This is a genomic window from Lampropedia hyalina DSM 16112 (assembly GCF_900129055.1).
Lineage (GTDB): Bacteria > Pseudomonadota > Gammaproteobacteria > Burkholderiales > Burkholderiaceae_C > Lampropedia > Lampropedia hyalina.
Map to the genome: position 1 here is coordinate 12,272 of NZ_FQUZ01000003.1, position 24,095 is coordinate 36,366.

General features: G+C 60.3%; 22 protein-coding genes. 14 read left to right on the forward strand and 8 right to left on the reverse strand.

All coding sequences use genetic code 11. The features are described from left to right. Positions 1–7: 7 nt before the first annotated feature. From BUE21_RS01650 to BUE21_RS01675, 6 genes are all read left to right on the forward strand, one after another. Positions 8–940, forward strand: coding sequence for an amidohydrolase family protein (locus BUE21_RS01650; RefSeq protein WP_073353941.1), 933 nt, complete (start codon positions 8–10; stop codon positions 938–940). Between the two features lie 27 nt (positions 941–967). Beyond that, the gene (ligA, locus tag BUE21_RS01655; protein ID WP_073353943.1) at positions 968–1,417 is read left to right on the forward strand and encodes a protocatechuate 4,5-dioxygenase subunit alpha; all 450 of its coding nucleotides are present in this window, start codon (positions 968–970) and stop codon (positions 1,415–1,417) included. A 4-nt stretch (positions 1,418–1,421) separates the two neighbouring features. Continuing rightward, positions 1,422–2,291, forward strand: coding sequence for a class III extradiol dioxygenase subunit beta (locus BUE21_RS01660; RefSeq protein WP_073353945.1), 870 nt, complete (start codon positions 1,422–1,424; stop codon positions 2,289–2,291). Then, positions 2,288–3,262: a Gfo/Idh/MocA family oxidoreductase gene (locus BUE21_RS01665; protein ID WP_073353948.1), complete on the forward strand. Its 975-nt coding sequence runs from the start codon at positions 2,288–2,290 to the stop codon at positions 3,260–3,262. The genes BUE21_RS01660 and BUE21_RS01665 overlap by 4 nt, the downstream gene beginning before the upstream one ends. A gap of 77 nt (positions 3,263–3,339) precedes the next feature. Further along, positions 3,340–4,329, forward strand: a complete 990-nt coding sequence (locus BUE21_RS01670; protein ID WP_073353951.1) for an aldo/keto reductase — start codon at positions 3,340–3,342, stop codon at positions 4,327–4,329. A 74-nt stretch (positions 4,330–4,403) separates the two neighbouring features. Next, entirely contained in the window at positions 4,404–5,297 is an 894-nt protein-coding gene (locus BUE21_RS01675; RefSeq protein ID WP_073353953.1) for a dihydrodipicolinate synthase family protein, read from the forward strand. Between the two features lie 6 nt (positions 5,298–5,303). Here BUE21_RS01675 and BUE21_RS01680 read toward each other — a convergent pair whose 3' ends face one another. Beyond that, the gene (locus tag BUE21_RS01680; RefSeq protein WP_073353955.1) at positions 5,304–6,095 is read right to left on the reverse strand and encodes an IclR family transcriptional regulator domain-containing protein; all 792 of its coding nucleotides are present in this window, start codon (positions 6,093–6,095) and stop codon (positions 5,304–5,306) included. 139 nt (positions 6,096–6,234) lie between these two features. On the opposite strand from BUE21_RS01680, the gene pobA reads away from it, so the two are divergent. After that, complete coding sequence (pobA, locus tag BUE21_RS01685) at positions 6,235–7,413, forward strand: 4-hydroxybenzoate 3-monooxygenase (protein ID WP_073353957.1); 1,179 nt, start codon at positions 6,235–6,237, stop codon at positions 7,411–7,413. Between the two features lie 36 nt (positions 7,414–7,449). On the opposite strand, the gene BUE21_RS01690 is transcribed toward pobA, so the two are convergent. Beyond that, positions 7,450–8,382 (reverse strand): LysR family transcriptional regulator, encoded by a 933-nt coding sequence (locus tag BUE21_RS01690; RefSeq protein ID WP_073353960.1) that lies wholly within the window; start codon positions 8,380–8,382, stop codon positions 7,450–7,452. 161 nt (positions 8,383–8,543) lie between these two features. Here BUE21_RS01690 and BUE21_RS01695 point away from each other — a divergent pair, with 161 nt between their 5' ends. Then, on the forward strand, positions 8,544–9,665 hold the full coding sequence (locus BUE21_RS01695) for a 4-oxalomesaconate tautomerase (protein ID WP_268767815.1): 1,122 nt from the start codon (positions 8,544–8,546) through the stop codon (positions 9,663–9,665). A gap of 72 nt (positions 9,666–9,737) precedes the next feature. Beyond that, on the forward strand, positions 9,738–11,078 hold the full coding sequence (locus BUE21_RS01700) for an MFS transporter (RefSeq protein ID WP_073353966.1): 1,341 nt from the start codon (positions 9,738–9,740) through the stop codon (positions 11,076–11,078). A gap of 47 nt (positions 11,079–11,125) precedes the next feature. On the opposite strand, the gene BUE21_RS01705 is transcribed toward BUE21_RS01700, so the two are convergent. Further along, positions 11,126–11,590 (reverse strand): MarR family winged helix-turn-helix transcriptional regulator, encoded by a 465-nt coding sequence (locus tag BUE21_RS01705; protein WP_073353968.1) that lies wholly within the window; start codon positions 11,588–11,590, stop codon positions 11,126–11,128. Between the two features lie 217 nt (positions 11,591–11,807). Between BUE21_RS01705 and BUE21_RS01710 the strand changes: the two genes are divergently transcribed. The 5 genes from BUE21_RS01710 to BUE21_RS01730 all read left to right on the forward strand — a co-directional run bounded on the left by BUE21_RS01710 (position 11,808) and on the right by BUE21_RS01730 (position 18,798). Further along, positions 11,808–12,638 (forward strand): p-hydroxycinnamoyl CoA hydratase/lyase, encoded by an 831-nt coding sequence (locus BUE21_RS01710; RefSeq protein ID WP_073353970.1) that lies wholly within the window; start codon positions 11,808–11,810, stop codon positions 12,636–12,638. A gap of 87 nt (positions 12,639–12,725) precedes the next feature. After that, positions 12,726–14,183, forward strand: coding sequence for an aldehyde dehydrogenase (locus BUE21_RS01715; protein WP_073353972.1), 1,458 nt, complete (start codon positions 12,726–12,728; stop codon positions 14,181–14,183). A 34-nt stretch (positions 14,184–14,217) separates the two neighbouring features. Beyond that, a complete protein-coding gene (locus BUE21_RS01720; protein ID WP_073353975.1) occupies positions 14,218–16,008 on the forward strand; it encodes an acyl-CoA dehydrogenase in 1,791 nt (596 codons plus the stop codon). 52 nt (positions 16,009–16,060) lie between these two features. Next, positions 16,061–17,920 carry a feruloyl-CoA synthase gene (locus BUE21_RS01725; RefSeq protein ID WP_073353978.1) on the forward strand — a complete coding sequence of 620 codons (1,860 nt, stop codon included), beginning with the start codon at positions 16,061–16,063 and terminating at the stop codon, positions 17,918–17,920. Positions 17,921–17,937: 17 nt separating this feature from the next. Continuing rightward, on the forward strand, positions 17,938–18,798 hold the full coding sequence (locus BUE21_RS01730) for an amidohydrolase family protein (RefSeq protein WP_073353981.1): 861 nt from the start codon (positions 17,938–17,940) through the stop codon (positions 18,796–18,798). A gap of 37 nt (positions 18,799–18,835) precedes the next feature. Here the strand turns inward: BUE21_RS01730 and BUE21_RS01735 are convergent, their stop codons facing one another. Genes BUE21_RS01735 through BUE21_RS01755 form a run of 5 tightly spaced genes read right to left on the reverse strand, consistent with a single transcriptional unit; the run spans position 18,836 to position 23,982 of the window. Then, on the reverse strand, positions 18,836–19,786 hold the full coding sequence (locus BUE21_RS01735; RefSeq protein ID WP_073353984.1) for a TauD/TfdA dioxygenase family protein: 951 nt from the start codon (positions 19,784–19,786) through the stop codon (positions 18,836–18,838). A 27-nt stretch (positions 19,787–19,813) separates the two neighbouring features. Beyond that, the gene (locus BUE21_RS01740; RefSeq protein ID WP_073353986.1) at positions 19,814–21,172 is read right to left on the reverse strand and encodes an LLM class flavin-dependent oxidoreductase; all 1,359 of its coding nucleotides are present in this window, start codon (positions 21,170–21,172) and stop codon (positions 19,814–19,816) included. A gap of 28 nt (positions 21,173–21,200) precedes the next feature. Beyond that, positions 21,201–22,034 (reverse strand): ABC transporter permease, encoded by an 834-nt coding sequence (locus BUE21_RS01745; protein WP_084522669.1) that lies wholly within the window; start codon positions 22,032–22,034, stop codon positions 21,201–21,203. A 48-nt stretch (positions 22,035–22,082) separates the two neighbouring features. Next, positions 22,083–22,934, reverse strand: coding sequence for an ABC transporter ATP-binding protein (locus BUE21_RS01750; RefSeq protein WP_073353989.1), 852 nt, complete (start codon positions 22,932–22,934; stop codon positions 22,083–22,085). A 25-nt stretch (positions 22,935–22,959) separates the two neighbouring features. Then, positions 22,960–23,982 (reverse strand): ABC transporter substrate-binding protein, encoded by a 1,023-nt coding sequence (locus tag BUE21_RS01755; protein ID WP_073353992.1) that lies wholly within the window; start codon positions 23,980–23,982, stop codon positions 22,960–22,962. Positions 23,983–24,095 lie beyond the last annotated feature (113 nt).

Consider the following 24,095-nt stretch of genomic DNA (forward strand, 5'->3'; position numbering starts at 1 on the left):
AGACCCCATGAACAAACCCGTCAGCGGTGATTTCACCAAGACACCCGGCTGGCTGGACTGGTATGCCCAGCCATCACAACCCCGTTTCAAGCTGCCTGCGGGCGCAGTGGATGCACACTGCCACGTATTCGGCCCCGGTGCTGAGTTCCCCTACGCACCCGAGCGCAAATACACGCCCTGCGATGCCAGCAAGGCGCAGCTTTTTGCCCTGCGCGATCATCTGGGTTTCGACAAAAACGTGATTGTGCAGGCCACCTGCCACGGTGCCGACAACCGCGCACTGGTCGATGCACTCAAGGCTTCTGGCGGCAAAGCCAAGGGCGTGGCTACCGTGCGGCGCAGCATCTCGGATGCAGAAATTCAGGAACTGCACGATGCCGGTGTGCGTGGCGTGCGCTTCAACTTCGTCAAGCGGCTGGTGGACTTCACTCCCAAGGACGAACTGCTGGAGATCGCCAACCGCATCAAGGCCTGGGGCTGGCATGTAGTCATCTACTTTGAAGCCGTCGATCTGCCGGAGCTGTGGGACTTCTTCACCGCCCTGCCCACCACCGTGGTGGTCGATCACATGGGCCGACCCGATGTCCGCAAGCCCGTGGATGGCTCCGAGTTCGCGCTGTTTCTCGACTTCATGCGCCAGCACCCCAACGTCTGGAGCAAGGTCAGCTGCCCGGAACGCCTGAGTGTGAATGGCCCTCCTGCGCTCCATGGCGAACAGAATGCCTACCATGATGTGGTGCCGTTTGCCCGCCGCGTGGTGGAGCTGTTCCCCGACCGTGTACTGTGGGGCACCGACTGGCCGCACCCGAACCTGAAAAACCACATGCCGGACGACGGCTTGCTGGTGGACTTCATCCCCCACATTGCCCCGACTGCCGAATTACAACAAAAACTGCTGGTTGATAACCCCACGCGTCTTTACTGGTCCGACGAAAAATAAATCCAGGAACACCAAGGAGATAAACCGATGGGACTTGAAAAACCCTACACCGATGTACCCGGCACGATCATTTTCGATGCCGAGCAGTCACGCAAAGGTTACTGGCTCAACCAGTTCTGCATGTCGCTTCTGAAGGCGGAAAACCGTGCCCGCTTTCTGGCCAATGAACGCGCCTACCTGGACGAATGGGCCATGAGCGAAGAGCAAAAAGATGCCGTGATGGCGCGCGACCTGAATTGGTGCATGCGCACCGGTGGCAACATCTACTTCCTCGCCAAAATCGGTGCGACCGATGGCAGAAGCTTCCAGCAAATGGCTGGCAGCATGACCGGCATGACCGAAGAGGAATACCGCAACATGATGGTTGGTGGGGGGCGTTCAGTCGAAGGCAACCGCTACATCGGAGAAGACGGCGACGCGCAAGAGCATCACCAGCCACAAGGCCAGGCCGGCCGCACCGCAAGAGGAGAGGCATAACACCATGGCAAAAATCACCGCATCCGTTTACACCTCACACGTTCCTGCCATTGGTGCAGCCCTTGATCTGGGCAAGGACAAGGAGCCCTACTGGCAACCCGTGTTTGCGGGTTACGACTTCTCCAAACAATGGATCAAGGAAGAAAAACCCGACGTCATCTTCCTCGTTTACAACGACCATGCCACCGCCTTCAGCCTGGACCTGATCCCGACTTTTGCGATTGGCACAGGTGCGCAATACGCACCGGCAGACGAAGGCTGGGGGCCACGCCCGGTGCCAACCGTGCAAGGTCACCCGGAACTGGCCGCCCACATTGCACAAAGCGTGATTCAGGACGACTTCGACCTCACCATCGTGAACAGGATGGACGTGGATCACGGCCTGACCGTGCCGCTCTCGCTGATGTTCGGCAACCCGCCACAAAGCCACTTCGAGTGGCCGTGCTCGGTGATTCCATTTGCCGTGAACGTGGTGCAATATCCCGTGCCGAGTGGCAAACGCTGCTTCGAGCTGGGCAAGGCCATTCGCAAGGCCATCAACTCTTTCGACCAAGACCTGAACGTGCAAATCTGGGGCACAGGCGGCATGAGCCACCAGTTGCAGGGTGCGCGTGCGGGCCTTATCAACAGCGACTGGGACAATCGCTTCCTCGACCGCCTCATCAGCGACCCGGCCGGGCTGGCCGAAGTGCCACACATTGAGTATGTGCGCGAAGCTGGCTCGGAAGGCATTGAGCTGGTCATGTGGCTGATTGCCCGTGGTGCCATGGAAGACGTGGCAGGTGGAAAGCCTGCCAAGCCTGTGCACCGTTTCTTCCATGTACCGGCATCCAACACGGCTGTGGGCCATCTGATTCTGGAAAACCAATCATGAGCAACAAACCCATCAAAGTTGCGCTGGCCGGGGCCGGTGCATTCGGCATCAAACACCTCGACGGCATCAAGAACATCGATGGCGTGGAAGTGGTCGCGCTGGTAAGCCGCCAGCTTGAAGCCACCAAAGAAATCGCCAGCAAATATGGCATTGCCCACGCCACCACCGAACTGGATGACGTGCTGGCCATGCCGGAAGTGGATGCCGTGATTTTGTGTACACCCACCCAGATGCACGCCTCACAAACACTGGCCTGCCTGGAAGCGGGCAAGCACGTACAAGTGGAAATTCCACTGTGCGACAGCCTGGAAGAAGGCCAGCGCGTGGCCGCCAAGGCCAGGGAAACCGGCCTGGTTGCCATGTGTGGCCATACGCGCCGCTTCAACCCCAGCCATCAGTACGTCCACAACAAAGTGAAGGCTGGTGAATTCAACATCCAGCAAATGGATGTGCAGACTTACTTCTTCCGCCGCAGCAACATGAACGCGCTGGGTCAGCCGCGCTCCTGGACGGATCACCTGCTCTGGCACCATGCGGCCCACACCGTCGATCTGTTCGCTTACCAGGCTGGCAGCCCGATCGTGAAAGCCAATGCCATTCAGGGGCCGATTCACCCGGAACTGGGCATTGCCATGGACATGAGCATCCAGCTCCAGGCCGCCAATGGCGCGATCTGCACGCTCTCGCTGTCGTTCAACAACGATGGCCCGCTGGGCACGTTCTTCCGCTACATCGGTGATACTGCCACCTACATCGCCCGTTATGACGATCTGGTGCAATCGCGCAGCAAGGGCGGCGAAGAAGCCGTGGACGTGAGCCAGGTCGATGTTTCGATGAACGGCATCGAACTGCAAGACCGTGAGTTCTTTGCTGCCATCCGCGAAGGGCGCGAGCCAAACTCCAGCATTGCCCAGGTTCTGCCTTGCTACCAAGTGCTGCACGATCTGGAGCAACAGCTCAAGCAAGGCTAATCCAACACTGCGCCTGCCGCCCCGCTTTGGTTGCACCAGAGGCGGGGCTTTTTTTCACCATCACACCAATTACCACCATGAGCATCCAACGCAACATTGCTTCTCTCCGTGTCAGCCCCATCGGGCTGGGCTGCATGAACCTCAGCCATGCCTACGGCACGCCCCCCGATGCCAGGCAGGCCGAGGCCGTGTTGCTGGGTGCGCTGGATGCAGGGGTGGACTTCTTCGACACCGCTGCGCTGTATGGCTTCGGTGCCAATGAAACCCTGGTTGGCAAAGTGCTGGGGCCGCACCGCCAACGCTTCACACTGGCCAGCAAATGCGGCATGCAGGGCGTGGATGGCGTGCGCGTCATCGACGGCAGGCCCGCCACCCTCAAGGCCACCTGTGAAGCCAGCCTGCAACGGCTGAACACCGACGTAATCGACCTCTACTACCTGCATCGTTGGGACAAGAATGTTCCGATTGAAGACTCTGTGGGCGCGCTGGCGGGTCTGGTGCAAGAAGGCAAAATCCGCCACATCGGCCTGTCAGAAGTCTCGGCAGCCACACTGCGCCGCGCCCATGCCGTGCACCCGATTGCCGCCTTGCAAACGGAATACTCGCTGTGGACTCGCAACCCGGAAATCGCCGTACTGCAAGCCTGCCGCGACCTGGGTACAGCCTTTGTCGCCTTCAGCCCGCTTGGGCGCGGTTTTCTCACCGGCACACTGCGCGATGTCGGCACGCTGGCAGCCAAAGACATTCGCCGTGCCATGCCTCGCTTTGAGCCGGCCAACTATGCGGCCAACCTGCCATTGCTCAAACCCTTGCAGGCGTTGGCTGATAAGGCAGGCTGCACCCCAGCCCAACTCGCGCTGGCATGGCTGCTGGCGCAAGGCGAGCACATCATTGCCATCCCGGGTACGACCCAGCTCCATCATCTGCAGGAAGACCTGCACGCAGCCCACATTCAAATCGATGCGGATATTCTGCGCAGGGCGGGTGAGGCAATCAACCAGCACACCGTCACCGCACCCCGCTATGCCGCCGCCACGCAGACGGAAATCGATACCGAGGAGTTCTGAAACGTCACGTGGTCGGTGGGTGCGACAATCCGCCCTTTGGGCGACATGCCCTGTATGTGGTGGAGTGACAAACCATGTTTTCCGGATTGAGTGCGTTCGCGCTGACCCCTCTGAACGAAACCGGCATTGATGAGGCCGCATTCGTGCGCCTGATCGAACGCCTGGCTGCGGCAGGCGTGGATTCGATTGGCGTGCTGGGATCGACCGGCAACTACGCCTACCTCACGCAGGCCGAGCGTTTGCGCGTGGCGCAACTGGCCGTGCGCCATGCCGCAGGGGTTCCGGTGATCGTCGGCATCGGTGCGTTGCGCACCCGCGATGTGCTGGCACTGGCGCAGGATGCACAGACTGTTGGTGCCAGTGGCGTGCTGTTGGCCCCCATGTCCTACCAGAAGCTCTCGGCAGAAGAAGTGTTTGGCCTGTACGGGGCCGTCACCCAGTCCCTGACGGTGCCATTGTGCGTGTATGACAACCCCGGCACCACGCATTTTGAATTCAGCGACGAACTCCATGGCCGGATTGCCCAGCTTCCGAATGTCGCATCCATCAAGATTCCGGGTGTGCCCGGTGATCTGGAGACCGTGCGCCAGCGCGTCGAGCGATTGCGCGCGCTCATTCCTGCACAGGTGACGATTGGCATCAGCGGCGATGCCTTCGCAGCGACCGGCCTCCATGCCGGATGCGAGGCCTGGTACTCGGTCATGGGCGGGCTGTTCCCGGAACTGGCTGTGGCCATCACCCGTGCGGCCCGGCAGGGCCAGGTGGATGAAGTCGCACGGCTCTGTGCTCCGCTGGCCCCGTTGTGGACGCTGTTTCTGCAATACGGCAGTCTGCGCGTCATGGCCACTGCGGCAGAACTGGCCGGGCTGGTGCCTCATCCCTGCCTGCCTTTGCCGCTCAGGTCGTTGCAGGGTGAGGCACGCCAGCAACTCGGTGCCATTCTCGGCTCCACCGGGTTGCCCGTCTGATTGGGATTACAGCAACTGCCGCAACTCCAGTGCCTGTGCCTGCATCAGTGGCAGTACCTCTGCCTGCAATTGTGCGGGGGTGATGCGCCGGGCATCCACCACCACGTTCAACGCGGCCAGCGTCTGGCCGGGCATGTTGCGCAAGGGGATGGCCAGCGCGGCAATGCCCAGCTCGTGCTCCTGGTTGCTGATGCAGTAATCGTCCCGCTGCACCTGGGCGATTGTCTTTTTGAACAGGCTCGCCTCGGTGATGGTGTGGGTCGTCAGCCGGGTCAGTGGATGGGACTGTAGCCATTGCTTCAGGGCTTTCTTGCCCAGTGCGGCCAACAGCACCTTGCCGGTGGACGTGGCATGTGCGGGCAGACGGCTGCCCAGGCGCAGTCCATACGCAATCGGTTGCCGTCGCCCTTCCAGACGGATGGCACTGTGCGCCACGATCACCCCTTCACGGCCTTCCAGCACCACACAGGAAAACGACAGCCCGGTCTGGGCGGCAAGCGCATTGACCACCGGCTGCACACTGCGCGGCAGGCGGGCAGAGGCGAGGTAGCTGCCGGAAAAACGCAGCACCTTGGGCGTGAGCCAGTAGAACTGCCCATCCGTCTCCAGATAGCCCAGATGCGCCAGCGTCAGCAGGTGGCGGCGTGCCGCAGCCCGCGACAGGCCGGTCATTTCGGCGGCCAGCGTGGCATTGAGCCGCTGTCGTTGCGTGTCGAAAGTCTCCAGCACGGCCATGCCCTTGGCCATTCCGGCAATCAGGTCTGGGGCGGCAATGTCGATGTTCTGTCCTGTGGCCATGCTCTATGGGCGCATCATTGCGCGATGATTGGATAGATTGTGCGATTATCGCGCAATTTGGCGTGAAAGCCGTATCTCCGAAAAACCGGCCTGCGTACATTCAGGTTCGGAAAAACAACCATCATTCAAGGAGATACGAATGCGCACACAAGTGGCCATTATCGGAGCCGGCCCGGCCGGACTGCTGCTGGGACAATTGCTGCACACCTACGGCATCGACAACATCATTCTGGAGCAGCGCAGTGCCGACTATGTGCTCGGGCGCATCCGCGCCGGGGTGCTGGAGCAGGTATCGGTGGATTTGTTGCGGGAGTCGGGCGTGTCACAGCGTCTGGATGCGGAAGGGCTGGTGCACGAAGGCATTGAGCTGATGTTTTCAGGCCAGCGACACCGCCTGAATCTGGCGGAACTCACGGGCGGTCGTAAGGTGGTGGTCTATGGCCAGACCGAGGTCACGCGCGATCTGATGCAGGCGCGTGCCGATGCCGGACTGACCACGATTTACGATGCCAGCAACGTGACACTGCACGACTTTGACGGCACTGCCCCCCGTGTCCGCTGGAGCCAGAACGGCCAGCAGCACGAACTGGCATGCGATTTCATTGCCGGGTGCGATGGCTTCCATGGCGTCAGCCGCGCCAGTGTGCCTGCCAGTGCCATCCAGACTTTTGAAAAAATCTACCCGTTTGGCTGGCTCGGCATGTTGGCCGATGTTCCTCCCGCCGCACACGAGCTGATTTATGCGAACACCGAGCGGGGTTTTGTGTTGTGCAGCATGCGCAGCGAAACCCGCAGCCGCTACTACCTGCAAGTACCACTCAGCGACAAGGTGGAGAACTGGAGCGATGCGGCGTTCTGGGATGAATTGAAACGCCGCCTGGGCGAGGAAGTGGCCGCTCAGGTGGTGACCGGGCCGTCGCTGGAGAAAAGCATTGCTCCTTTGCGCAGCTTTGTGGCGGAACCACTGCGTTTTGGTCGGCTGTTTCTGGCCGGGGATGCTGCCCATATCGTGCCGCCCACGGGTGCCAAGGGGCTGAACCTGGCGGCTTCCGATGTGGGCTTCTTGTCGCGGGCCTTGCGCGAGTTCTACCAGGAGCGTTCCGAGGCGGGCATCACGCATTATTCGGCCCAGTGCCTGCGGCGCATCTGGAAGGCGGAACGCTTTTCGTGGTGGATGACCAGCCTGCTGCACCGCTTCGACGAGGCCGATGGCTTCAACGCCAGGATTCAGCAGTCCGAACTCGACTATGTGGTGCGCTCGCGTGCGGGAGCCACCGCCCTGGCCGAAAACTATGTGGGCCTGCCGATGGACTTCTGACGCGGTATAGACGCTGAAGGCGGTACAACCGCCTTGTCAGTGTCCCTGTGGGGCGATGGGCTGAGTCTTCGCCTCGATTTCTGCGGTCTGTTCCAGCAGCAGGCGGTGCAGTACCTCGCGCGTGTGTGCCATCAGCGAGGTTTCCATCTGGTTGTTGCGTTGTGCCAGCGAGAGCGTGCAGTGAATCTTCGGCTGCACAATGGCCCGCGCCGTCAATTGGCCATCGGCCACTGCTTCCAGAAATGCACTATCGGTCAGTACCGCATGGCCGTAGCCTGCCCGCAGCATGTCCAGAATGACTGGAATGCTGGAAACTGCCCAGGCCACATTCAGGCTGATGCCACTGAGCAGGGCCTGGGCTTCCAGCAGCTTGCGAAAAATCTGGTTGCTCTGGGGCATCAGCAACGGGTATTGCCCCAGTGTCTTGAACGGAACGTCGCCGTCGGGCATCTGCTGACTGGGGCCCACCAGAAACAGCCGCTCCTTGCGCACGGGCGTACTGGCGATGTTCGGATGCGCATGGGGGTTGTAGAGCAGGCACAAATCCACCCGGCCCGTCACCAGCCATTCGGTCATGTAAGTGGAAAACCCTTCCATCACCTCCAGGCTGGCATGGGGCAATGCCGTCTGAAAATACCGCACCAGCGGCAGCGTCAGCCGTTTGGCGATGCTGGGTGGCAGGCCAATGATGATGTGGCCCGAACGCTCCTTGGCCCGCTCGTTTAGATCATGGCGGGCGTTCTCCACCGACTCCATGATGTGGCGGCAGTGTTGCAACAGCCGTTTGCCCGCTTCGGTCGGCATCACCCCGCGCCCCGTGCGCACCAGCAACACGGTTTTCAGGCCCACTTCCAATGAACGAATCTGCCGGCTCAGAGCCGGTTGCGCGGTGTTCAGTACCAAGGCTGCCTTGCTGAAACTGCCCAGTTCGGCCACCGTGGCAAACACTTCCAGTTGCCGCAGATTCATGTCGTCTCCTTATATCAATATTGCATATCTGCTAGTTATGTTATCGCATTGATGAAGATTTGTGCCCATTCATAATAGAAAAACAAATATGTGCCATGCACGCTGCATGCCGCCATCTGGCCAGCGTGTTGCAGAGGCAAAAACCATTCAGGAGACAACTTGTGGCAAGACAGACAGCAATCCCCGCCATGCTGATGCGCGGGGGAACCTCCAAGGGGCCGTTCTTCCGGGCCAGCGACCTGCCCGAGGCCACCCCGCAGCGCGATGCCGTATTGCTGGCCGCGATGGGGTCGCCCGACAAACGCCAGATCGATGGCGTTGGCGGCGCACACCCCTTGACCAGCAAGGCAGGCATCGTTGGCCCGAGCGAGCGGCCCGGCATCGATCTGGAATTTCTGTTCGCGCAATTGCAGCCACTCAAAGACACGGTGGATACCACCCCGAATTGCGGCAATATGCTGGCGGCGGTGGTGCCGTTCGCACTGGAAATGGGGCTGGTGCAGGCACGCGGTGAGACCAGTACCTATCGGGTGCTGACCCTCAACACCGGCATGGCCGCCGATATCACGGTGCAGACCCCCGGCACAGAGATCGAATACGCAGGCGACTGCCGCATCGATGGCGTGCCCGGCACAGCGGCCCCGGTGCAGATCAACTTTCTCGACACGGCTGGCTCTGTCTGCAATGGCCTGCTGCCCACGGGCCAGGTATGTGACCGCATCACGGTTGAAAGCGAAGCATTCGCCCCCTTCACACTGGATGTGACCTGTATTGACAACGGCATGCCACTGGTCATCTTCCGGGCTGAAGACGTTGGCCGCACAGGCTATGAAACCGCCGAAGCCCTCAATGCCGACACTGAACTGAAGCAGCGCATTGAAGCACTGCGCCTGCAAATTGCACTGCGAATGGGCCTGGGCGATGTCTCTGCCAAGAACTACCCCAAGATGACGCTGGTGGCAGCACCGCGCCATGGTGGAGCCATCACCACCCGCAGCTTCATCCCCCATGTTTGCCACGATGCCATCGGCGTGCTGGCCGCCGTCACGGTGGGTACCGCCTGCGTGCTCAAAGGCTCGGTCTGTGAAGGGCTGGCCGTATTGCCTGAAGGCGCAGAGAAAAACCTGAGCGTGGAACACCCGAGCGGAGAGTTCACCGTCAGCCTGGCACTGGATGCCGACGATCCACAAAAAGTTCTCAAGGCCGCCTTGCTGCGAACAGCCCGCGCACTGATGCGCGGGGATGTGCTGGTGCCAGCCGCAGTACTGGCTGACCAGGCGTGATGCCGCTCTCGCAGAATTTCAAGATCACCTCAAGAGACTAACAAAACCACGAAAAGTGGGGAGACAAATGCCATGCAAAACGATCAGGCCATCGACATTCAGCACTTCATCGACAAGAGCAGGTTTTCTGGTTTTCAATGGACAATTTTCATTCTGAGCTTTCTTATTATTCTGATTGATGGCTTTGATACAGCTGCAATTGGTTATATCGCTCCCAGCCTGCTCAGCGAGTGGGATATTGCCCGACCACAATTGGCACCTGTGCTCAGTGCCGCATTGGCTGGTCTGGCAATCGGTGGGATTTTCATCGGCCCGATTGCCGATCGATTCGGTCGCAAGTACCTGTTGTGCCTCACGGTATTTTTGTTTGGAATCGCCACGTTAATTTCGGCTTTTTCCAGCAGCCTGACGGAACTGGTGGTATGGCGGTTCATCACGGGTCTGGGGCTGGGATCCGCCATGCCGCTGGCGGTGACGCTGTCCAATGAGTTTGCGCCGACCAGACGGCGTGCATTGCTGACCAGTGCCATGTTCACTGGTTTTCCGCTCGGAGCCGCATTGGGTGGCTTTCTGTCGGCATGGATGATTCCTCACTTTGGCTGGCGCAGTGTGTTGGTGCTGGGAGGCGTGGCTCCATTGGTACTGGTGGTTTTGATGCTGGTGCTGATGCCAGAGTCAGTGCGCTACATGGTCAAGCGCAATATGGCTCCCGAGCGCATCGTGGCCGTATTGAAGAAAATCTCCAGCAGTGTCGGCCATGCCACGCAGTTCATTCTGACGGAAACACAGCATGTTGCAGTGTCCGCCTCGGGTCAGGAAAAGCAGGGGATTGCATTGATTCTTTCGCGTTCCTACATTGTGGGGTCTACCATGATCTGGCTGACCTATGGCATGGGCATCGTCATCTTCTATGCGTTGATCAACTGGATGCCCATTCTGCTCAGGGATGCCGGACTCAATGCGCAGGATGCCGTGCTCATTACCTCGTTGTTTCCGCTGGGTGGCGTGGGAGCGATTGTCTTCGGCCTGCTGATGGACAGGTTCAATGCCAATCGCGTGATCATGCTGGGCTTCATTGCAACTGCCTTTTTCATTTATATGATTGGTCAGGTCGCCGATCACAAGATGTGGCTGGTATTGATGGTCTTTATTGGCGGAGCCATCATGAACACCAGCCAGTCCAGTCTGCCTGCTCTGGCTGCCAACTTCTATCCGACCGCCGGACGTGCCACTGGTGTGGCCTGGATGATGGCCATTGGTCGTATCGGTGCGGTCATTGCTCCATTCCTGGTAGCGGAGTTGCAACGCCGTGAATTCACCTTTGATCAGATTTTCACGGTGTTGGCTTTTCCGGGGTTGATTGCCGCATTGGCTCTGTTCATCAAGAACCGTGCCCACCCTGAAAGGAAATAAGAGCATGGCCGTTCATGATTGGCGACGGTTGGCATCGTGTGCGCCAGTCACGAAAGGCCACTGTCGATCAACATGGCTCCCAGTGTGTGAAGGCTTTGCCGCAGTCCGGTGTGCATGGCTTCCCGTTGGGGCTTGCCAAGCTCCCTGAGCATGGCGGTCTCCAGCGCAGCCACTGCGGCATGTGCCTGCTCCAGCAACGCATACCCGTTGTCGGTCAGGCTCAGGCGCACGATGCGTCCGTGTGTGGGATCAGGCTCGCGCTCCACCCAGCCTCTGCTGTGCATCTGCTTGATGATTTCATTGGCGGATTGGGGGGATATCAGGGCGCGTTCGGCAAGCTGGGCGTTGCTGATCTGGATCTGGGTTTCCAGAAATGACAAGGTGGTGTACTGGCTGACAGTCAGCCCAAGGGGGGACAGCACCTCACGCATGCGCCGGTTGAGAGCGTGATCCAGACGGCCAATCAGATAGCAGATTCCGCTGGGACGCTGGTTCGATTCTGGATGCGACATTGGGAAAGAGACAAGTGAAGTAAACGGGCGGAAATCCGGCCTTGCACAGGTGCGGCAGGATGGTTCAAAACGGCAGATTCTATGCCGTTGGTGTGGTTTTTCATACCACATGGCTATTTTCAGGAAATACGGGGAAATTACCTATTTTCTCAGTCTTGTTGTCCATTTAATATCTGTATATTGTCAGGTATCCTGATATTTTTCAAAGGAGAAAGAAATGTCGAAGTACGAAGATCGTTGGACGGTTGTCAAGGTGGAGTTGGAGGGGGGCATTGCCTGGGTGACGCTGAATCGCCCCGAAAAACGCAATGCCATGAGTCCGACCCTGAACCGCGAAATGATCGATGTTTTGCAAACACTGGAGCTGGACGGGGATGCCAAAGTGGTGGTTCTGACCGGTGCAGGGGATTCCTGGACAGCGGGCATGGATCTGAAGGAATACTTCCGCGAAACCGATGGAAAGCCTGAAATTTTCCAGGAACGTGCCCGGCGTGATGCCTGTGAATGGCAGTGGAAGCTACTGCGCATGTACAACAAACCCACCATTGCCATGGTCAATGGCTGGTGTTTTGGTGGTGGTTTTTCGCCGCTGGTGGCCTGTGACCTGGCGATTGCTGCGGATGAAGCGACGTTTGGTCTATCTGAAATCAACTGGGGCATTCCTCCAGGAAACCTGGTCAGCAAGGCCATGGCAGATACGGTCGGGCATCGTGAATCTCTCTACTACATCATGACCGGCGAGCCATTTGGTGGCCAGAAGGCTGCCCAGATGGGATTGGTGAACAAGAGCGTGCCACGCGAGCAATTGCGTGCCGAAGTGCAGGCATTGGCGGAAAAGCTGTTGCAAAAAAACCCTGTGGTGTTGCGTTACGCCAAGAACGGCTTCAAGCGTTGCCGCGAGCTGGATTGGGATCAGAACGAGGATTACCTGTACGCCAAGCTGGATCAGTGTATTGCCCGCGACCCGGAACAGGGACGCAAAGAAGGCATGAAGCAGTTCCTGGACGACAAGACCCTCAAGCCCGGCCTGCAAACCTACAAGCGTTGAAACAGCTTCCACCTCCTCCAGTCCACACCAACCTTGCTCTGGCCGGATGCCCTTCTGTGGCTTGAGGCCAGCACTTTCGAAGCAGATATGAACACTTCAGTCCAATTGCTGATTAATGGCACAGCCTGTCCCGCATCCAATGCAGCGACTTTCGAGCGTGTGAATCCTGTCACCGGTACGGTCGCCACCATTGCCGCAGCCGCGACACTGGAAGATGCCGACCGGGCCGTGGCCGCAGCGGCTGCGGCATTGCCCGCGTGGTCTGCCATGCTGCCGGGTGAACGCCGCAAGCTCTTGCTCAGGGCCGCCGATGTGATGGACAGCCATGCCAGCGATTTCATCCGCATTGGGGTGGGGGAGGTGGGTTCCAACCCGATCTGGTACGGCTTCAATGCCATGCTGGCTGCCAATATGCTGCGTGATGCGGCAGGATTGGTGACCCGGATCGGCGGCGAACTGATTCCGTCTGATGTACCCGGCAACATGGCCATGGCTGTGCGCCAGCCAGCCGGTGTGGTGTTGGGCATTGCGCCCTGGAATGCACCTGTCATTTTGGGTACGCGTGCCATTGCTGTACCGCTGGCCTGTGGCAATACCGTGGTACTCAAGGCATCGGAACTTTCGCCGGCATTGCACCGCTTGATCGGCCAGGTTTTCGAGGAAGCTGGTTTTCCGGCGGGGGTGGTGAACGTCATCACGAATGCTCCCAGCGATGCACCGGCATTGGTGGAGCGGCTGATTGCCAATCCGGCTGTCCGGCGCGTCAATTTCACCGGATCCACTGGAGTGGGCCGCATTATTGGCCAACTGGCTGCCAAGTATCTCAAGCCTGCGGTACTGGAGCTGGGAGGCAAGAACCCGATGGTCATTCTGGACGATGCCGACCTGGACGAGGCTGTGCAGGCCGCTGCCTTTGGTGCTTACTTCAATCAGGGCCAGATATGCATGTCCACAGACCGCATCATCGTTTCACGTTCGGTGGCTGACAGTCTGGTGGCCAAACTCACGGCCAAGGTCAGTCGGATGAAGGCAGGGACTCCGGGTGCTGAAGGTTGTGTACTCGGAGCCATGGTGAGCCCCGAGGCGGCTGCGCGCATCCAGCGTCTGGTTGCCGATGCCATCCACCATGGGGCCACTGTCACCACAGGGCCAGTGCAGGTCGATGGTGCCATTGTGCAGCCGGTGCTGGTGGACGGTCTGACCAAGGAGATGGAGCTGTATCGCGAAGAAGCCTTTGGCCCGGTTGTGACCGTGTTGCGAGCCGACAGCGACGAGGAAGCGATTGCACTGGCCAATGACAGTGAGTACGGCCTGTCTGCATCAGTCTTCAGCCGCGACTTTACCCGTGCCATGAATGTGGCCCGACGCATTGAATCCGGTATCTGCCATATCAACAGTTCCACCGTGCACGATGAAGCTCAAATGCCATTTGGCGGTGTGAAGTCTTCTGGTTATGGTCGGTTTGGTGGTCAGGCAGGTGTGGCCGAATTCACGGATTTGCGCTGGATCACGGTACAGAGTGGCCATCGCCACTATCCGGTCTGATTCAGCGGCATCGCACCCAGGAAAGATTTCTGCCATGGATCAATACGACGCACCGCTGCGCGATATGCGCTTCATTCTGGAAAAACTGGTCAATATCCAGTCTATTTCCGGCCTGCCCGGCTGTGAGGAGGCTGAGCCGGATCTGGTTTTCAATGTTCTGGAAGAGGCGGGAAAATTTGCAGCCCATGTGCTGGCACCGTTGAATCGCACCGGCGACCTGCAAGGATGCCGATTGGTCGATGGCAAAGTCATCGTGCCAGAGGGCTGGCAATCTGCCTGGAACCAATTCGTGGCAGCGGGCTGGCTCAGTCTGTCTCTGCCGCAGGAGTATGGCGGTCAGGGACTACCCAAGGCCTTGTGGGCACCTGTGTGGGAGATGTGGTTCTCTTCCAACCTGGCGTTCACCATGTTGCCGCAACTCACGCTGGGGCAAACCGAAGCACTGGAAGTTGCTGCCAGCGAGGCACTCAAGGCACTGTACCTGCCGCGCATTGTCAGCGGTGAATGGTCGTGCAACATGAGCCTGACCGAGCCACAGGCCGGCTCTGATCTGTCTGTCGTACGCACCCGTGCCGAAGATGTAGGCGATGGCAGCTATCGGCTGTTCGGACAGAAGATATTCATTTCCTATGGCGATCACGAACTGACCGAGAACATTGTTCATCTGGTGCTGGCCCGCCTGCCCGATGCGCCACCGGGCATCAAAGGCATCTCGCTGTTTCTGGTGCCCAAATTCCTGGTCAATGAAGATGGCAGTCTGGGTGCACGCAACGATGTGCATGCCGTGTCACTGGAACACAAAATGGGCATCCACGGTAGCCCGACTTGCACCATGGTCTATGGTGACCGGCAGGGCGCGACCGGGTACCTGGTGGGTGAACTCAACCGTGGCATCGAGTACATGTTCGTGATGATGAACGATGCCCGTTTTGGTGTCAGTGTGCATGGTGTGGCTCTGGCCGAACGCGCTTACCAGATGGCCCTGCGCTATGCCAGCGAGCGGGTGCAGGGCCGTAATGCTGTAACGGGTGAAGTGGGGCAGCCCATCATCGGCCATGCCGATATTCATCGCCAGTTGCTGTCCATGCGCACGCGCATCTTTGCCATGCGGACGCTGGTCTATACCGCATCCGGCTGGTTCGATCATGCCCGATGCAACCCGGACAGCCAAACGGCCGAACGCAGCCGCCGCTACATTGACTTGCTGATGCCGGTGCTCAAGGCATGGAATACCGAAATTGGCAATATCGTCTGCGACGATGCCATCCAGGTTTTCGGCGGCATGGGTTTTGTCGAGGAAACCGGCGTGGCCCAGCATTACCGGGATTCGCGCGTGACCCGCATTTACGAAGGCACTACCGGTATTCAGGCCAATGATCTGGTCGGGCGCAAGATTCTGCGTGAAGGAGGCACCACATTGCGCGAACTGCTGGATGACATCCGGGCAGACCTCGTCCGTTGCGCAGACTGGCCAGAGTTGCAGCCACATGCCCACACCTTGCAGACCAACATCGAGGCCATGGAGCAGGCCACCCATTTCATCCTTGAACATGGAAAAACCCGGCTGGATGTGGTTCAGGCGGCGGCCGTACCGTTTCTTCAGCTCAGCGGCTACGTCTGTGCCGGCTGGCGTGTCTTGCAGGCTGCTGCCGCTGCCCATGCTGCACTGGCAGAAGGCCAGCATGACAGCCGATACCTTCAGGGCATTCAGGGCATTGCGGATTGCTGGTTTGCCAGCTTCGCCCCACAGGTGCGTGCCCATGCCGATGTGGTGCTGGCTTCCGCCAGCATGGCCCGTGTCAGTGAAGCAGCCTTTCTGAACTGATCGATACCTGCCACGCGATTGCACCCATGCACAAAAAATACACGGAGACATCATGAGTATTGCCCACTTCAAACCCATTATTGAAAGCGACTATCGGCCTGTGGCCATTGGCACACCAGGCGCAGATATTCAGCGCGATGCCGATGGCATCTGGCATATCCGTCCACAGGAAGTGCTTCAATCCTATCCCGCACGCCTGACCGACCGCGTGGTGCAGGGAGCCAGAAACTTCCCTGAACGCACCCTGGTGGCTGAACGCGGGCTTGACGGGCAATGGGTCTGCATCAGCTATGCCGAAATGCTCACACGCATTCGCAGTATTGGGCAATGGCTGCTGGATCAGGGGCTGTCGGTACAGCGACCGCTGCTGGTGCTTCCCGGCAACAGTCTGGAGCATATCCAGCTCATGCTGGCTGCCATGTATGTGGGCATTCCCTATTCACCGGTATCACCTGCCTACTCCCTGGTGGCCACCGACTACGGCAAGCTGGCCCATATTGTCGGAATGGTCACCCCCGGAGCCGTCTATGTGGATGAGGCAGGGCCATTTGCTCCAGCCATTGCGGGGGCCATTGCCACCGATGTCACTGTCGTCGCTGGCAAAGGCCAACTACCGGGCCGCACCATTGTGCCATTCGGCGATCTGCTGGCCACTACCCCTGTATCCGCCGATGCCGCCAACGCTGAAGTAGGGCCAGACACGATTGCCAAGTTCCTGTTCACGTCTGGCTCCACCAAACTGCCCAAGGCCGTGGTGACCACGCAGAGAATGCTCTGCGCCAACCAGCAGATGCTGTTGCAGACTTTCCCGTTTCTGAAGGATGAACCGCCGGTGCTGATCGATTGGCTGCCATGGAATCATACGTTTGGTGGCAGCCACAACGTTGGCATCGCGCTCTACAACGGAGGAACCTACTACATTGATGACGGCCAGCCCACACCCAAGCGGTTCGCCCAGACGCTGCGCAATCTGCGGGAAATCTCACCCACCATGTACTTCAATGTGCCCAAGGCCTGGGAAGACCTGACCTTCGCGCTGGAGCAGGATCAGGAGTTGCGTGATCGCTTCTTCGAGCGCATCAAGGTTTTCTTCGTGGCTGGCGCAGCTCTGTCGCAAGCGGCCTGGGATCGGCTGGATCGGGTCACCGAATCGCACTGCGGACACCGCATCCGCATGATGGTCGGATTGGGCATGACAGAAACTTCACCATCCTGTCTTTTCTCCACAGGTGAGGTTATCGGGGCCGGTTATGTGGGTTTGCCCGCACCAGGGTGCGAAGTCAAGCTTGTGCCACTGGATGGCAAGCTGGAGGCGCGTATGCGTGGGCCGCATGTCATGCCGGGTTACTGGCGCAGCCCCGAACAGACGCGGGAGGCTTTCGACGAAGAAGGCTATTACCGTACCGGAGATGCCTTGCGCTTTGTCAATGAATACCATCTGGAGCATGGTCTGGTGTTCGATGGCCGAATCGCCGAGGATTTCAAGCTTTCATCGGGCACGTTTGTCAGCGTTGGGCCACTGCGAGCCAAGGTCATTACCCAGGGGGCACCCTATGTACAGGACGTGGTGGTTGCCGGAGCCAACCGCGATGACATTGGTTTGCTCATCTTCGGACGGGCCAATGAATGCCGCCAGTTGTCCGGACTGGACGAAGGGGCCGACCTGTTCTCCGTCGTGACGCACCCGGTTGTGCGCGAATTCTTCCAGGATTTGCTGATGCAGCTCAACCAGAGTGCCACCGGATCGGCCAATCGGATTGCCTGGATTCGCCTGCTGGAAACCCTGCCATCCATCGATCACCACGAAGTCACCGACAAAGGCTCCATCAACCAACGTGCCGTACTGACGCGCCGTTCTGATCTGGTCGAGGAGCTTTACACGAATCAGGATGACTTCATTATCCGAGCATAAGAAACGCGGAGCATCGAATGGACATCGACAAACTGGTTGCCATCGACATTCATACCCACGCGGAAGTCTCTTGCTGCCAGGCACATGACCCTTACGCAGAGGAGTTTGACCGCGCCGCCGACAGGTATTTCCATTCCGATCGCAGGCCCACCATCGCTGAAACTGTGGCCTACTACCGTGAACGCAATATTGGCCTGGTGATGTTCACCGTCGATTCGGAAACCCAGATTGGTCGTCATCGCATTCGCAATGAAGAAGTGGCCGACTTTGCCCAGGCCCACAGCGACATGATGATCGCCTTTGCCAGCATCGACCCGCACAAGGGAAGAATGGCTGCGCGTGAAGCACGCCGCTTGATCGAGGAGCATGGCGTGAGGGGCTTCAAGTTCCATCCCACGGTACAGGGCTTCGAGCCGTATGACCGATTTGCCTGGCCCATTTACGAGGTGATTGCCGAGTATGGCATGCCTGCCATCTTCCACACCGGCCACTCCGGCATTGGCAGTGGCATGCGCGCCGGTGGTGGGCTGCGCTTGCAGAACTCGAACCCCATGCTGCTGGAAGATGTGGCAATCGACTTCCCGGACATGCAGATTGTCATGGCCCACCCGAGTTGGCCCTGGCAGGACGAAGCCCTGTCACTGTGTCTGCACAAGCCCAATATGTGGATTGATCTATCGGGCTGGTCGCCAAGGTACTTTCTACCACAGTTGATTCAATACGCCAACACATTGCTGAAAGACCGCATGCTGTTTGGTTCTGACTTTCCCCTCATCACCCCGGATCGCTGGATGGCTGATTTTGGAAAGGCTGGTTTCAAACCTGAAGTGGCTCCGCTGATTCTCAAAGACAACGCCATTCGTTTGCTGAAGTTATAGCCTGCTGGGGGCAGCAACTCCTTGGACTCAGGTGGCATCAACTTCCAGCATGGCTTTCTTGAAGGTCAGCAATATTGGGAGCCTTCAGCGTCACGCTGCGGCGGCCGTCCACGGCGATGGCGGGGTTGCCTTCGATGGTGACGCGGCGTACCAGGCGGGGCTGGTGGCCGTAGTCGTTGATGGCGATGTGCTGGGTGGCGCGGTTGTCCCAGATGGCCACGTCATCCTTGCGCCATTGCCAGCGCACGGTGTTTTCCAGGCGGGTCACGCGCTGCTGGAACAAATGAAAAAGCTGCTGCGATTCGGTGCTGGAAAAGCCCTTGATGCGCCGGATGAAGTGCCCCAGCAGCAGGGCGCGCTGGCCGCTGACGGGGTGGACGTGTACCAGCGGATGTTCGGTTTCGTACACGGCGGAGACGAAGACTTCGCGGTGGTGCTTCAGCCGCTCTTCCTCGATGCCGTTGCGGTCTGCACCGTAATCGTAGTCGTTGCTGTGGACGGCCCAGAGCTGGTCGGCCAGTTGCTGGAGCGGGGCCGGCAGCCGGGCATAGGCGTTGGCGGTGTCGGCCCACACGGTGTCGCCGCCATACGCGGGTACGGTGACGGCGCGCAGGATGCCGATCTTGGGAAACGCGGCCACGAAGGTGACATCGGTGTGCCAGGAGTCGGCGCGGCCGCCGCCCTTGGAGGCATCCAGCTCGAAAATCTGTGTGCCTTCACGGGTGGGCACGGTGGGGTGGGCGACGATCTGGCCCAGGCGTGCACCGAAGGCCTGGTGCTGGGCATCGTCCAGATGCGACTGGTCGCGCAAGAACAGAACCTTGTATTGCACCAGTGCCTGCTCCAGTGCGGAGATGACCTCGTCGCTGAGCTGGGGCGAGAGGGTCAGTCCCTGGACGATGCCGCCCAGGGTGCCGTTGATGCGCAGTACCTCGAAGTGGCCGAAGGAGCGGTCCAGCGGGGAGTGGAAAGGGGGATTCTGGGTCATGGGGCGATTCCTGTTTTTTGGGTGAGGTCAGGCGACAGCTTGCGCGGGGGCTGTGTCTGCCAGCGGGCGGGGCGTGGGCAGACCGAGGTTTTCGCGCAGGGTGCGGCCTTCGTATTGGTGGCGGAACAGGTTTCGGCGGCGCAGCTCCGGCAGCACGGTATCGATGAAGTCGGTCAGGCCGCCGGGCAGGGTGGGGGGCATGATGTTGAAGCCGTCGGCCCCGCCTTCGCGGAAGTAGGCTTCGAGCTGGTCGGCAATGTCGGCGGGCGTGCCCACGACCTGCCAGTGTCCGCGCGCTCCAGCGGTCTTGCGGGCCAGCTCCAGAATGCTGAGGTTTTCGCGCCGGGCTAGTTCGATCAGCAGTTGCTGGCGGCTTTGCCCGCCATTGGACAGAGGCAGTGGCGGCAGCGGGCCATCGGGCGGGTAGCCGCTGAGGTCGAAGCCGCCGAGCATGTCGGACAGCAGCTTGATGCCCACCTGTGGATGAATGAGCTGTTGCAGGGCCTCGAACTTTTCCTGCGCTTCGGCACGGCTGGGAGCGACGACCGGGAAGATACCGGGCATGACCTTGATGTCGTCCGGGTGGCGGCCATAGGCGATGGCCTGCTCTTTCAACTGGCGGTAGAAGGCCTGTGCTTCGGGCAGGGTGCGCTGGGCGGTGAATACCACTTCGGCCGTGCGCGCGGCCAGGGCAATGCCGGGGCCGGAGGAGCCAGCCTGTACCACCACCGGATGCCCCTGCGGCGAGGGGGCGACGTGCAGCGGCCCCTTGACCTGGAAGTGCGCTCCCTGATGCCGGGGCACATGCAGTCTGGCCGGGTCGTAGTACTGGCCGCTGGCCTTGTCGTACACGAAGGCATCGGCCTCCCACGATTGCCAGAGTTTGCGCACCACATCGACGAATTCCTCGGCCCGTTCGTAACGGGCATCGTGCGCCAGATGCTGTGAGCCGCCGAAGTTGTCGGCTTCGGCCTGGGTGTTGGAGGTGACGAGGTTCCAGCCTGCCCGGCCATGGCTGATGAGGTCCAGCGAGGCGAACTTGCGTGCCAGGTTGAAGGGTTCGTTGAAGCTGGTGGAGGCGGTGCCGATCAGCCCGATGCGTTGCGTCACGGCCGCCAGTGCCGACAGCAGCGTGAGCGGCTCGAAGTAGGCCGAACGCGCCGAGCGTGCGCCGGTGCTTTCGGAGGTGTCGCCCACGGCCAGCACGTCGGCCAGGAATAAGGCATCGAACTGCGCGGCTTCGGCCTGCTGGGCGATGCGGGCGTAGGCGGCGAAGTCGCGGCCCAGGTCGGCCTGGGCATCGGGGTGTCGCCAGGCCGCGACGTGGTGGCCGGGGGACATCAGAAACGCGCCGAGTTTCAGCTGGCGTGGGGTGGCTTGGGGCATGGGGGTGTCTCCAGAAGGCAGAAGGAAATCAGGTGGCAGCGACTTTCCAGGCGGTGAAGTGTTTCTCCAGTGCTTGCAGGATGGCATTGAGCACGATGCCGATGAAGGTGATGGCGATGATGCCGAAGTACATGTCGGGAATCAGGAAGCTGTACTGCGCATAAATGATGAGGTAGCCCAGTCCGGCCTTGGCCCCAACCATTTCGGTGGCGATCAGCACCAGCATGGCGGACGCGCTGGCCAGCCGGATGCCCACGAAGATGGTGGGAATGGAAGCGGGCAGGATGACCTTGAGGAACAGTTGCTGGGGCGTGGCCCCCATCGTGCGGGCGGATTTGATGAGCAGCGGATCGACCTGCTGGACGGCGGAAATCGTGTTCAGCAGCAGCGGCCAGGAGCAGGAGTACACGACCATGCTGACCTTGGAGACTTCGCCAATGCCCAGCAGCAGGATGAACACCGGCAGCAGGGCCAGCGGCGCGGTGTTGCGCAGCAACTCGATCAGCGGGTTGAGAAACTCCCCCAGGCGGCCATACCAGCCAATGGCCAGCCCCAGCGGAATGGCGTACAGAATGGCAATGACCAGCCCACCCAGGGCACGCAGCAGGCTGACGCTGGTGTGTTCCCAGAGCTGGCCGTTGAGGGCCAGTGCCCAGCCAGCGGCCAGCACCTCGGTCAGCGGCGGCAGGAATACCGGGTCGGTCAGGCCCAGGCGCGGGGCCAGTTCCCACAGCAGGGCAAGGCCGACGATCAGCGCTGAACGCCAGGCCCACTGGCGCAGCCGGTGCAACAGGCGGGGCCAGAACAGCGGGGTGACAGGGGCATGGGTACGGGTGGCAGGCAGGGTGGCGGATTCGGACATGGGGCACTCCTGTGGTGCGGGCAAGGGGCAGGCTGCTGGACGATGGCTTCAGGCCGCCAGCCGTTGGCGTGCAGCCGGGGGGCGGGCGGCGGTGAGGTCGTCGTGCAGCAGGCTCCAGATTTCGTGGCGCAGTTCGCCGAACAGCGGCAGGGAACGCACGTCGGCGGTGTCGGTGCGCAGGGTCTCGGGAATGTCCACGATCTGCTTGATGCGTCCGGGCCGAGGACTCATGACGGCCACACGCTGGCCCAGCACCACGGCTTCGTCGATGCCGTGCGTGATGAAAATGATGGTCTTGCCGGTGCGCCGCCAGATGTCCACCAGTTCTTCCTGAAGGGTCTCACGGGTCTGCGCATCCAGCGCGGCAAACGGCTCATCCATCAGCAGCACCTGCGGGTCGTAGGCCAGGCTGCGGGCAATGGCCACGCGCTGCTTCATGCCACCAGACAATTCGTGTGGGTAGCGGCTGGCGAAGGCCGACAGCCCCACCAGTGCCAGATAGTGCCGGGCCTGCTCGTGGCGTTCGCGCCGGGGCACGCCCGCCACTTCCAGGCCAAAGGCGACGTTGTCGAGTGCGGTGCGCCACGGAAACAGGGCGTACTGCTGGAACACCACGCCCCGGTCGCGTGCCGGGCCGCTGATGGGCTGGCCGTTCAGCAGCACACGCCCCTGGGTGGGCGGGGCCAGTCCGGCCAGCAAATCCAGCAGGGTGGATTTGCCGCAACCGCTGGGGCCGACCAGCACGAGGAATTCGCCCGCCGGGATGTCCAGATTCACATCGTTCACGGCGACGAAACGCTGGCCAGGGCCGCCGTCGTCGGCGCGAACCAGAAACTCCTTGCTGACGTGCTCGAAGCGGATGCCGGCGGTGCCGGTGGCCTGATGGCGGTGCGTGCCCATGCGGTGTGCTTCCTTTCTGCCCCGTTTAGCGGGCGGTGCTGGCGTAGGGGTTGAAGGCGTTGGTGTAGAGGCTGGAAGGCTGAATCTGGCCTTCCTTCAGCAGGCCATCCTTGACCAGCCAGTCGATCCAGATCTGGAATTCCTTGTCGGAAATCAGTCCGCCCTCACCGGCCACGCCAGTGCTTTTCCAGTAGGGAATGGCATCGGCACTTTCGGCGCGTTTGCGTTGTTCGATGATGCGGGTGAAGCGTGCGCGCACTTCATCGGGCGGGCTGTTGCGTGCCCATTCGATGGCTCGCGACAGGGCCGATACCAGGTGCCGGGTGGTGTTGGGATTCTTCTCGATGAAGTCGTTGCGCACCACCAGAGTTCCGGCGGTGAAGTTGCCGAACAGGTCGCGGTCGGTGAACAGCGGGTGGATGCCACCGCGCTCCAGTGCCTTGTCGCGCAGCACGCCGCCCAGTTGCGCCACATCCACGTTGCCGTTGCGAAGCCCCTGCTCGGCGGTGACGGGCGGGGTGACGATGAGCGAGACTTTCTTGGCATCGGCCTCGCTGATCTGGTTGCGTTCCAGATACTCGCGCACCATGAACTCATGGTGTGCCCCCAGGGTATTGACGGCGACTTTCTTGCCCGGCAAATCCCTGGCAGCGGTAATCGGGCTGTCGTCCTTGACGTAGTAGCCCGTCCAGGTGTGGTCGTCCACGCCGTAGTAGCCGATCACTGCCGTCACCGGGGCTTTCTTGGCCAGCAGCTTGACCACCGCGCCATTGAAGGCTCCGCCAATGTCGGTGTCGCGCGTCACCACGGCCTGAATGTCCTGCGGGCCGCTGATGGTGTTGCCTACCCATTTGGGCTTGAGCGGCGCGAGGTAGCCCAGATCATCTGCCAGTTCGATCCAGATGACCTGCCCGGCCCAGCCCTGATAGCGGATTTCCTGTTGTTCCAGCTTGGCAGGAGCTTGCTGGGCGGCAGCGGGGGCAACGGCATACAGGCTGGCAACGCACAGCAGGGCGGCGGTGGCGAGGCGTCGGAAAGGGGTTTTCATGGTGGCGATAATCAATGAATGGGAAAAATTCTGTGGAATGTTTTTTTGATTATGTTTTGGGTGCAATCGCAGTGTCAAAGAATGAAATATTCTTTGTTTATGCGGTGCTTTGG

What these genes read in the sequence shown, in the direction of transcription:
- BUE21_RS01650 (WP_073353941.1), top strand. Translation starts at nt 8, where the DNA reads ATGAACAAACCCGTCAGCGGTGATTTCACCAAGACACCCGGCTGGCTG.
- ligA (WP_073353943.1), top strand. Translation starts at nt 968, where the DNA reads ATGGGACTTGAAAAACCCTACACCGATGTACCCGGCACGATCATTTTC.
- BUE21_RS01660 (WP_073353945.1), top strand. Translation starts at nt 1,422, where the DNA reads ATGGCAAAAATCACCGCATCCGTTTACACCTCACACGTTCCTGCCATT.
- BUE21_RS01665 (WP_073353948.1), top strand. Translation starts at nt 2,288, where the DNA reads ATGAGCAACAAACCCATCAAAGTTGCGCTGGCCGGGGCCGGTGCATTC.
- BUE21_RS01670 (WP_073353951.1), top strand. Translation starts at nt 3,340, where the DNA reads ATGAGCATCCAACGCAACATTGCTTCTCTCCGTGTCAGCCCCATCGGG.
- BUE21_RS01675 (WP_073353953.1), top strand. Translation starts at nt 4,404, where the DNA reads ATGTTTTCCGGATTGAGTGCGTTCGCGCTGACCCCTCTGAACGAAACC.
- BUE21_RS01680 (WP_073353955.1), bottom strand. Translation starts at nt 6,095, where the DNA reads ATGGCCACAGGACAGAACATCGACATTGCCGCCCCAGACCTGATTGCC.
- pobA (WP_073353957.1), top strand. Translation starts at nt 6,235, where the DNA reads ATGCGCACACAAGTGGCCATTATCGGAGCCGGCCCGGCCGGACTGCTG.
- BUE21_RS01690 (WP_073353960.1), bottom strand. Translation starts at nt 8,382, where the DNA reads ATGAATCTGCGGCAACTGGAAGTGTTTGCCACGGTGGCCGAACTGGGC.
- BUE21_RS01700 (WP_073353966.1), top strand. Translation starts at nt 9,738, where the DNA reads ATGCAAAACGATCAGGCCATCGACATTCAGCACTTCATCGACAAGAGC.
- BUE21_RS01705 (WP_073353968.1), bottom strand. Translation starts at nt 11,590, where the DNA reads ATGTCGCATCCAGAATCGAACCAGCGTCCCAGCGGAATCTGCTATCTG.
- BUE21_RS01710 (WP_073353970.1), top strand. Translation starts at nt 11,808, where the DNA reads ATGTCGAAGTACGAAGATCGTTGGACGGTTGTCAAGGTGGAGTTGGAG.
- BUE21_RS01715 (WP_073353972.1), top strand. Translation starts at nt 12,726, where the DNA reads ATGAACACTTCAGTCCAATTGCTGATTAATGGCACAGCCTGTCCCGCA.
- BUE21_RS01720 (WP_073353975.1), top strand. Translation starts at nt 14,218, where the DNA reads ATGGATCAATACGACGCACCGCTGCGCGATATGCGCTTCATTCTGGAA.
- BUE21_RS01725 (WP_073353978.1), top strand. Translation starts at nt 16,061, where the DNA reads ATGAGTATTGCCCACTTCAAACCCATTATTGAAAGCGACTATCGGCCT.
- BUE21_RS01730 (WP_073353981.1), top strand. Translation starts at nt 17,938, where the DNA reads ATGGACATCGACAAACTGGTTGCCATCGACATTCATACCCACGCGGAA.
- BUE21_RS01735 (WP_073353984.1), bottom strand. Translation starts at nt 19,786, where the DNA reads ATGACCCAGAATCCCCCTTTCCACTCCCCGCTGGACCGCTCCTTCGGC.
- BUE21_RS01740 (WP_073353986.1), bottom strand. Translation starts at nt 21,172, where the DNA reads ATGCCCCAAGCCACCCCACGCCAGCTGAAACTCGGCGCGTTTCTGATG.
- BUE21_RS01745 (WP_084522669.1), bottom strand. Translation starts at nt 22,034, where the DNA reads ATGTCCGAATCCGCCACCCTGCCTGCCACCCGTACCCATGCCCCTGTC.
- BUE21_RS01750 (WP_073353989.1), bottom strand. Translation starts at nt 22,934, where the DNA reads ATGGGCACGCACCGCCATCAGGCCACCGGCACCGCCGGCATCCGCTTC.
- BUE21_RS01755 (WP_073353992.1), bottom strand. Translation starts at nt 23,982, where the DNA reads ATGAAAACCCCTTTCCGACGCCTCGCCACCGCCGCCCTGCTGTGCGTT.